Origin of the sequence: Onishia taeanensis, from assembly GCF_013349955.1 — a bacterium.
In the GTDB taxonomy this organism is placed as follows: Bacteria; Pseudomonadota; Gammaproteobacteria; order Pseudomonadales; family Halomonadaceae; genus Onishia; species Onishia taeanensis_B.
In genome coordinates this window covers 3,594-11,893 of record NZ_JABVXC010000026.1, presented here as the reverse complement: position 1 = coordinate 11,893, position 8,300 = coordinate 3,594, and the positions used below count along the sequence as shown (strand labels likewise).

Sequence of the window (8,300 nt, the reverse complement as noted above, 5' to 3'; positions counted from 1 at the left end):
AAAATGCGACAGTATTATTAAATCGACAGGAAAGAGATAACCGGGGCCTACCAAGGCTTACCGGGGATTTCTAGGTTTGAAGGAAGTGTTTTAAAGATTCCTAATATCGAGGACTCCATTTCATTACATCGTCCTCTTTCCTTAAAGGGTGTTTTAAGAGGGTGTGTAATTTTCCTTAGAAGGGGCAGTATAGTTATAAAAGTACACATTCTGTGCTAGGTCTTGCTAAGACATTCCTTCCAGCAGCGTTTTAAGTTTGTCTTTTGATAAGACTTATCAGGTGCTAATGAGAAGTGTTGCATTTTCCTTAGAAGGGACTCCTTAGAGTTATTTTGCAACAGTCTTTGGAAGGGCTTCCTTTCAACAGCGTCCTAAAGCAACAGTAAACAGCAACAGGAATACTAAGGTTCGGGCTTTCCTCGGGCTTTGGTCGGCCTCCTTCCGGGTCTGATCTTAGTGTTCCTTTTGGTGTTTACTGCACCGGAAAGTAACGACCAATAATCAATAAGAGGAAACAAACTATGACTAAAACAGTTCAATATTCAAGTGCTCTAATGGGTAGCGGTAAGACTCAACAATTCGTCGATCAACTTGATGGGTTGAGAAATATCATTTATGCAGCACCAACTATCGACCTTGGAGAAGGTGTCTTAACCCGTATCCAAGATGAGTTTGAAGAACACGGACATTACAGCGAATGCATTAACAGCAGGGACTACCATAAGGAATCTGTAAAGGCTCGTATTGAACGTGCTCTTACTGAAGGCCGTGAAGGTTGTGTTCTGATCGTTACTCAGAAGTCACTATTGAATATTAACCCTGAATATCTGGTTGGTTGGGAAGTAGTGATTGACGAAGTTCCTAACGTGCTGGATAACGTGTATAAGTCTGTTGGTGTTAACACTTATAAGCGTTTCTTTGATGGCCTCCTTGATGATGGTATGGAAGAGCTTACAGGTAACTGTCAGATTGAACCTTCAGCAGAAATGGTAGCGTATGACTTGTATGCTGATAGCTTCCGCAATGAAGATAATACCTATCAGATTGTTCTAGGTGGTCTTCTTAGTGAAACAGCTATCGTGAAAAAGGAAATGTCTGAAGATGGTAAAGTTATGTTCCTTGTTCACGACCATGAGAATTGGAAGCCCATTATTGAGTTTGCCAATGAATTTCATGTGATGGGCAATGCTATTGAAAAGTCATTGTTCAACCTGTACATCAAAGCGTGTGGATTCAAGACAAAGAGATCAAAGTATACTCCTGACTTCAGTGGTTACAAGATGTCTCCGACCATTGTACCTCTTGTGAAGGGTAATAAGTTCTCTAAAGCAATGATGATGAACGGTGATGATAAGTGGTCGCCTAATTGCTGGGGATACAAGATCATTGATAAAGCTCTGAGCTATCATGAAAATAACCCCGTAATGATTCAGCACTTCTCTTGGATGTATCACAAAGACCTCGAAAAGAAGCATCCTAACGCAGAATGGACAAAGTTTGATCTTCGAGGTAGTAACAATTATGACAAGTATCACCGGACTGTTAACGTGCTACATGGTAATCCTGAGCCTATCATTGCCCGTATGAACATCTTTATGTTGAAACATCTTGGTATTGATGTTGATAAGGGACAGGAAGCAATTCGGTATTTCCGGTATATCGAACAGATTTGCCAATATATTCTGCGTACAGAAATGCGCCAGCTTGAAGGGCAGACTACCGCTACTGTTGCTGTGGTGCCTACTGTGCAGACTGCTAGAGATATTGAAAAGGCACTTCAAATCGAATGTGATATTGATATGAGCATTGTTCAAGATCCTCCTAAGAGCAAGGCAGCAGCAAAAAGGGAAGACTTGAAAGCTAAGGCTAAAGAACTGTCCGATAAAGGTTGGACTTATCAGAAGATTGCTGACGAGATTGGTAAGAATAAAGGAACTATTTCCCGTTGGCTCAAAGAAGTATCTTAAATAATTACATAAAGGGCTTGCGGAAGTTATGCTTATTTAATTACAATAATAATAGAAGTTAAAGAAAAATAACTCCCTGACAGTGGGGTGAACTTAAGCAGGGGTAAATAACAAATGATTAAAAATGAGATTGACAAAATACATCTTGTCAGTGAAGCCCTCACGGGACGTAACTCCAACGGGCTTCCTAAATTCAATAAGGCAAAATATCGTCTTCTAAAACGGCTCTCAGAGTTAGTCCAGTACGAATCAGGCTTCAAGGTAACGCGGGACTATCTCTGTGACCATCTCCAGGTTGATACTAGGAACCTTCACGTAACTCTTACGCCTCTCATTGAATCCCAGCTAATCGAGTTTGACACAGCTAGGACAGATGAGAAGCTGAAGAAAGGTGAAGTTAAGGTAGTGATCAATCCGAATTACTGTTGGGCATTCTCCAACCGGCTTACTAGAGAAAAAGCTGTAGAAGATTGGTATTCCCTCCGTGATCTTTCCGAGACAAGCAAAACAGATATTACTTTATCTCCTAAGTTCAAAGAGACATTTTCACTCTTTGAGAAGTAATTCGAGAGTCATTCCTTCAGACAGTTTGGCTTTTGAAGGTGTATATAAGAGCCCTCTTGCTTATATGCACCGCTAGGGCTTACAAGATTCCGTCTTCATCCTCTGTGAGTCCATCCCCAGAAGTCTCGTTAGGTTTTCCTTCAGTTCCTAGCGGGGCTTCTCCTAATATTGAGAGTTGTGAAATTAAAAGCCAGCACAGCTTTCAATGAGGTATACCGTATCCTTCTCCTTTACGTTATGCCTCACCTCAGAAGTCCCTTTCAGTCTCCCTGTTAGGGGCTTCACCTTTAATCTATCCCTTTAGGCTTATCGCCTTACTAATTTCTCAAGCGTCAGGCAACGTGTTGAGAAGGCATGCTGTCAGTCCCGGTTTGAAAGCGGCTACCTCCTCCGTGAGTACGGGCTGTCAGTTCTAAGAGCTTAAAGGGATAGGTTATTTCCTGTCATTTAAATAAAACTGAAAACAATGGAGTATTAAAAATGCCTACCAACAATGCCAAAGACGCTATTTATATCACTAAACAGGATGCTAAAAGGTTCGGGTTCAAGTTCTACGTTTCCGAGAATCCTTGTAAAAACTGTCTTAGTCGTCCCTCCCTCAGATATACATGCAACAGTAATTGTATCTCATGCAACCGTGCTCGATACAATAAGGGGAGTAAGCAATGATTGATCCTAATACCATCGTTCCAAGGTATATCAACGAAGCTTTCACACTCCCTGATAAGTCTGGAAACCTTCCTATTGGTGTACGCGAAGTATACGGCTGTTATATCCCGATCATGTTTCGTGGTGATAACTGGGAGCCTGATTTGAGGTCTATCTTCAAAACCCCGCACGAAGCCCACGAAGTATTCCAACAGCAGTACGCCGTAGCCCTTCGAGTCTGTAACCAGTATTTCAACTTCTCTGATCATTTCAATAAAGATATTTCTAAAGGTCTGAGGCTTCAAGCTGAGAAGATTGAAAATGATTTATCAGCCGGTAGAGAGACAGTATCCCTATGAATCCTTATAAGAAACTTTCTAATATCCCGCCGCATGTATTCAAAAACCGAATCCTCACAGAGCCTGTAGGTAAAGACTTTAGAAACTATTTGAGATACATGCTCGATAACTTTCCCGACGACCTTTCCTATATACATAAGCATTCGCAAAAGTATGTGAACCATGGTGGTGCTTGGGTAATCACTTTTAGTCGGTGGCGAAACAGGCTCGAAAATAACTTAAAAAAATACGAGAAGGAAGATAGTTCATGACAAAGTATTCAAAACAGTACAGCTACCCCATTGAGATTCACAATTCAATTCAACAGATGGGCAAGGAAGACCTTCGGATTGAAAATCAATTCAAAACCTATCGCCAAATGCTTGAAGACAGTGTTATCAGTGGCTCGGTAAGCTTCATCAAGTCTGTTCTAAACCGTCCTTTCTACCTTAAGCCTCACATTCGATCTACTAAGAAAGAACGTGAGGTTGTTGAAGCCCTTAATAAATCCCTCAAGAATCTTGAGCCGTACAACTTCAACAGGACAATGAACAACATCCTAACCCTGGTCGAATACGGTACAAGCCTTCAGGAAGTCACCTTCGAGCGCAAGAATGGCTATCAAGTCTTCAAGACCCTTTCTCCTATCAGTCTCCAGTCTGTTAATAAGTATGTCTATGACCGGGGAGAACTGAAGAAGCTTATTCTAAACGCCCCTGAAAATGATGGGATGATCCAGAACGTAGCCAAGGCACCGAAAGAGGTTGATGGTTCAAAGGTGCTGGCCTTCCAGTTCCAAGCAGACCCCGATAATCCGCTAGGAAAATCACTTCTCAGGGGTTGTTACAGCACTTGGAAGGAGAAGACTACCTATCGAGAGCTTGGCCTTGTTGGCGCTTCTAAAAGCCTTGCTGGTGTCATGAAGGTTGAGGTTCCTAGCGAATATCTGAATTCCTACTTTTCAGATCCTTCTAGTGATCAGGCTCTACTGGTCGATAACTTAATCAAGCAATCAGAATTGATGGGACAGGGACGATCTTCCTTCGTATGCCTTCCTAGTGACACTACAGAAGGGAATGCCAAGCTTTTTGATGTTCAGCCTATCAAGGGTGTTGATCGTCAGGGCTTCGAGATTGAAGCATCTATCAATCGCTGTAACCGTGAACTTTTCCAGTGTCTTCAAGCCTCAGTGCTTTCACTTGGTCAAGACGATAGCGGCAGCGGTTCATACGGCCTTAGCAGCACTAAGAACGTCCTTCTAGAAAACTTCCTTCGTGGTGTTCATAGCACCATTGCTTCTGAGTTTATGAAGGCTATCAAGCTTGCTTTTCAGCTTAATGGTCTTACAGATGAACGCCTTCCTGAAGTGGAATTTGAAGATATTTCAGAGCCCAGCTTTGAAGAGTTTGTTGAAGGCATGAAGGCAGTTGGAATGTCTGGCCTGATTGAACCTACGGGAGAGTTAGATCGTTGGATTAAAGAAAGAATCAATGCACCTACTCAGGGCGGTGTTGGTGATTCTATTTCACAACGGCTTAGGGAGGAATATAACGATGACACCACTTGATCAAGTTCGTCTGAATATTGGTGATACAGACTCTGAAGAATACTACCTAGATGACACGGTTATCACCTTCCTCCTTACTGAGAATGGCAATAGCGTTCTTGATACTTCTATTGCAGCCCTTGAAGCAATCATTAATCAAATTGCTCTACAGCCTTCCCGTTGGAAAATCGGCGATGCCTCAGAGACAAGGGCCAGTGTTGATCAGCTTGGGAATCGTCTTCAAGAGCTAATCAATAAACGGAATGCGCAAAAGTATACAGCTATTCCAATCATCCTGAATACCGATAGAAAGAACTGGGATGATTTGGATAAGATTTTTGATTAATTAAGGGTTTTTATATGGGTATTTTTGACAAACTCCGCAAGGCTAAGCAACCACCCAAGGAAGAGGAACAAGAGAATACAGAGCAAGAAACCAGTGCTATTTCTGAGAAAGAACTTAACGAAAAGCTGAAAGGTTTCCTCTATTCCGATGACCTTGTTGCTGAATATATTCACATCTTCCGAAAGCTTTATGAGATTCCAGAATTTAAAGATGTAATGGAAATCATCGAAGCTAAAGAAACAGAGCTAAATTCAATCAACGATTCCCAAGAGTATTTCAAACAAGAATCAGAGGTTGAGGTAAAGACTTCAGATAATGAAGCTGAAGAAGAAGATGGTGAAGACTATCTAATGACAATTCTAAATGAACGATATGGAGATTAAATCCTATGACTAAAATCAATACTATTGGCCCGAAGGGCGATACCTTTCTGGTACATACCAACGATTATGACATTCAGTATGATGCAGTAAATGTCACTGTTGCGGGTTCTGCTGGCGACATCCTTGAAGATGCATCTACCAAAGTTAGTGCAACCTCTACTGAAGTGCTGGGCATCCTCGCTGAAGAGACTGATGGTTCTGCTGGCCCGGTTCGTGTAATGACCCGTGGCAATCCCTCAAGTGTCGATCATCAAAAGCTCAACTATAACGACGCTACTGAAGCCGATGTTCAAGGCTGGCTTGAAGATGCGGGCATCGTAGTAGTTAACAAGTAACAATTCATAACAATATAAGGATAAAATATCATGCTGGTAGATAATGAAAAGATCATGGATCGTACCGAAGCGATCAATAAGATTCCCGCTAAGCCTTCCCTGATTGGTTCAATGGGCTTCTTTCAAACCCGTACCGTGAACAGCGACTATATCACTTTTGATGTTCAGCAAGGTTCCCTGAAAGTTCTTAATGACAAGCTGCGTAGCGTTGCCGACAAGAACACCACCGATGATAAGTCTTTTGATCAACACGTTCTGAAGATTCCCCATTATCCGGTTGAGTCCACCATTACCCGTGATCAGCTTGGCGGTATTCGAGCTTTTGACAGTGAGAGTGAAAAGACCGTTGCCGCTGCTGTGGCGGAAGCCCTTGGGGATCATTCTGAGATGGTTGATTACCACCATTCCTATCAGCAAGCAAAGATGCTTTTCAATGCACAGCTTGTTACCGATAGCTTTGGCACCTATGACCTTGCCAGTGAACTCGGCGTTTCTCAGGGCACCAAGACACTTACTCACTCTGCTGACGGTGACACCCTGGCACTGTTCCGCCAAATGCAGCGAGAAGCTAAGAGCGGCCTTGTAAGCGGTTCTGCCCGTGGCTTCGTTCTGTTCGCTGGTGATGACCTGTATGAATGGCTGCTGAGTAATCCTGACTTTGAACGCGCCATGCAAATGAATGCTTGGGGTGGTACTAACCCGCTGCTGGGTGAAGTCGGTGAGGTTGCGGCAGGTTATCAAGCCTTCAATTTCGGTAGCACCACCATCGTTAACTATTCCGATAGCTTCACTCTGCCGGATGGTTCTAGCGATTCGATCCTGCCCGCTGGTGAAGGTTTGTTTGTCCCGCGTGCTCGCCTTGGTCGTCACTTCTTCGGCCCTGAGAACACCCTTACCGGGCTTTCCCAAGGTGGTCAGCGTGCCTTTAGCCGTCAGGTTCGTGATGAGCGCGACCGTTTCATTTCCATTGAGAGTGAAACCAACAGCCTTCCGATTCTGGAAAGCGTGGCAAGCACCATCAAGGTTGATTTCACCGCTTAAATATTAAGCACCTCTAGAGGGCTGGCTGGCGATTGCTGGTCAGCCCTTTTTTATTTGCCAGAATAAAGTAGGAGATAATTAAAATGGCAGAGACAAAGCAAAAGAGGGGGAATGTTAAGGAAAGGAATTTCACCTTTTGTCACGACCAAGAAACCTTGTTTTCAGATATTGAGATATTCGCACCTTTGAGCAAGAAGCAGGAAATGTTTTTGAACGATGATACCAACGATCTAATTCTTTTCGGGGGCGCTGCTTCCTCAGGTAAAAGCTGGCTTTCCCTTTTGAAGCTAATGATCGACTGTATCGAACAGAAGAACTACAACAGTCTTCTCCTTCGTGAATCGCTCGTTCAGATCAAAGCCCCTGGTTCAATCTGGGAAGAAGGTTGCCGAATGTTTGATAACGTTGGTGCCTCTTCAAATCAGGTTAATAACCAATGGCGCTTTCCTAATGGTTCTTTCGTTAAGTGTCATTACCTCAAGGCTAACCAGAATGACTTTCAAGGCTCGCAAATTCATTCTGCATTGATTGATGAAGCTGCTCAGATTAAAAACATTGATGATATCTGGTATGTAACCTCAAGGCTACGCGGAAAGGGCTCTAAGAAGAAACAGTTAAGGCTAACCTGCAATCCAAACAGGAATTCTCCGCTTTGCCAGTGGCTCGTTGATGGTGGTTATCTCCTAGATGATGGTCTTCCGAATACTCGGATGGATGGAGTAACTACCTATCTAATCCAGATTCAAGGGGAATTCCAGTTCTTCAAATCCCGTAAAGAGATTGAAGAGGTGTACGGCAAGGCTGCTGCCAAAGGTGCCTATTCCTTCGTTTATTATGCAGCAAACGTCTATGACAACCCGGCAGTAGTGAAATTCCAGCCAGAATATATCTTCAAGCTTGAGAACATGAAGCGTATTGAAAAAGAACGCCTGTTGCTTGGTAACTGGTTCGCTTCAGATGGTGGTGCAGGCTTCTTAAAGCGTGAGGACATCAAAGAGATTGAGCTATCAGAGGTTCCTTTAGGATTGCCGACTGTTAGAAGCGCCGACCTAGCAGCCACTAAACCTGAACCTGAAAAGGGTGGTCGTTACGCTGATCCTGATTGGACTCGCCTAACCAAATGCTCTTACGA

At 43.2% G+C, this 8,300-nt stretch carries 9 protein-coding genes; all 9 read left to right on the top strand.

Going from position 1 to position 8,300, the window contains the following annotated elements; all coding sequences use genetic code 11:
* Positions 1-521 precede the first annotated feature (521 nt).
* Positions 522-1,967, top strand: coding sequence for a helix-turn-helix domain-containing protein (locus tag HUS66_RS17210; RefSeq protein WP_175072422.1), 1,446 nt, complete (start codon positions 522-524; stop codon positions 1,965-1,967).
* Between the two features lie 114 nt (positions 1,968-2,081).
* A complete protein-coding gene (locus tag HUS66_RS17205; RefSeq protein ID WP_175072421.1) occupies positions 2,082-2,531 on the top strand; it encodes a hypothetical protein in 450 nt (149 codons plus the stop codon).
* Positions 2,532-3,196: 665 nt separating this feature from the next.
* Positions 3,197-3,538, top strand: coding sequence for a hypothetical protein (locus HUS66_RS17200; protein ID WP_175072420.1), 342 nt, complete (start codon positions 3,197-3,199; stop codon positions 3,536-3,538).
* A gap of 247 nt (positions 3,539-3,785) precedes the next feature.
* On the top strand, positions 3,786-5,084 hold the full coding sequence (locus tag HUS66_RS17195) for a phage portal protein family protein (RefSeq protein WP_175072419.1): 1,299 nt from the start codon (positions 3,786-3,788) through the stop codon (positions 5,082-5,084).
* On the top strand, positions 5,071-5,409 hold the full coding sequence (locus HUS66_RS17190) for a hypothetical protein (RefSeq protein WP_175072418.1): 339 nt from the start codon (positions 5,071-5,073) through the stop codon (positions 5,407-5,409). The genes HUS66_RS17195 and HUS66_RS17190 overlap by 14 nt, the downstream gene beginning before the upstream one ends.
* A gap of 14 nt (positions 5,410-5,423) precedes the next feature.
* Positions 5,424-5,792, top strand: a complete 369-nt coding sequence (locus HUS66_RS17185) for a hypothetical protein (RefSeq protein ID WP_175072417.1) — start codon at positions 5,424-5,426, stop codon at positions 5,790-5,792.
* A gap of 5 nt (positions 5,793-5,797) precedes the next feature.
* Positions 5,798-6,127, top strand: coding sequence for a hypothetical protein (locus HUS66_RS17180; RefSeq protein ID WP_175072416.1), 330 nt, complete (start codon positions 5,798-5,800; stop codon positions 6,125-6,127).
* 30 nt (positions 6,128-6,157) lie between these two features.
* Positions 6,158-7,168 carry a major capsid protein gene (locus HUS66_RS17175; RefSeq protein ID WP_175072415.1) on the top strand — a complete coding sequence of 337 codons (1,011 nt, stop codon included), beginning with the start codon at positions 6,158-6,160 and terminating at the stop codon, positions 7,166-7,168.
* A gap of 83 nt (positions 7,169-7,251) precedes the next feature.
* On the top strand, positions 7,252-8,300 hold a 1,049-nt coding region (locus tag HUS66_RS17170; RefSeq protein WP_217488170.1), incomplete at its 3' end, for a terminase large subunit domain-containing protein.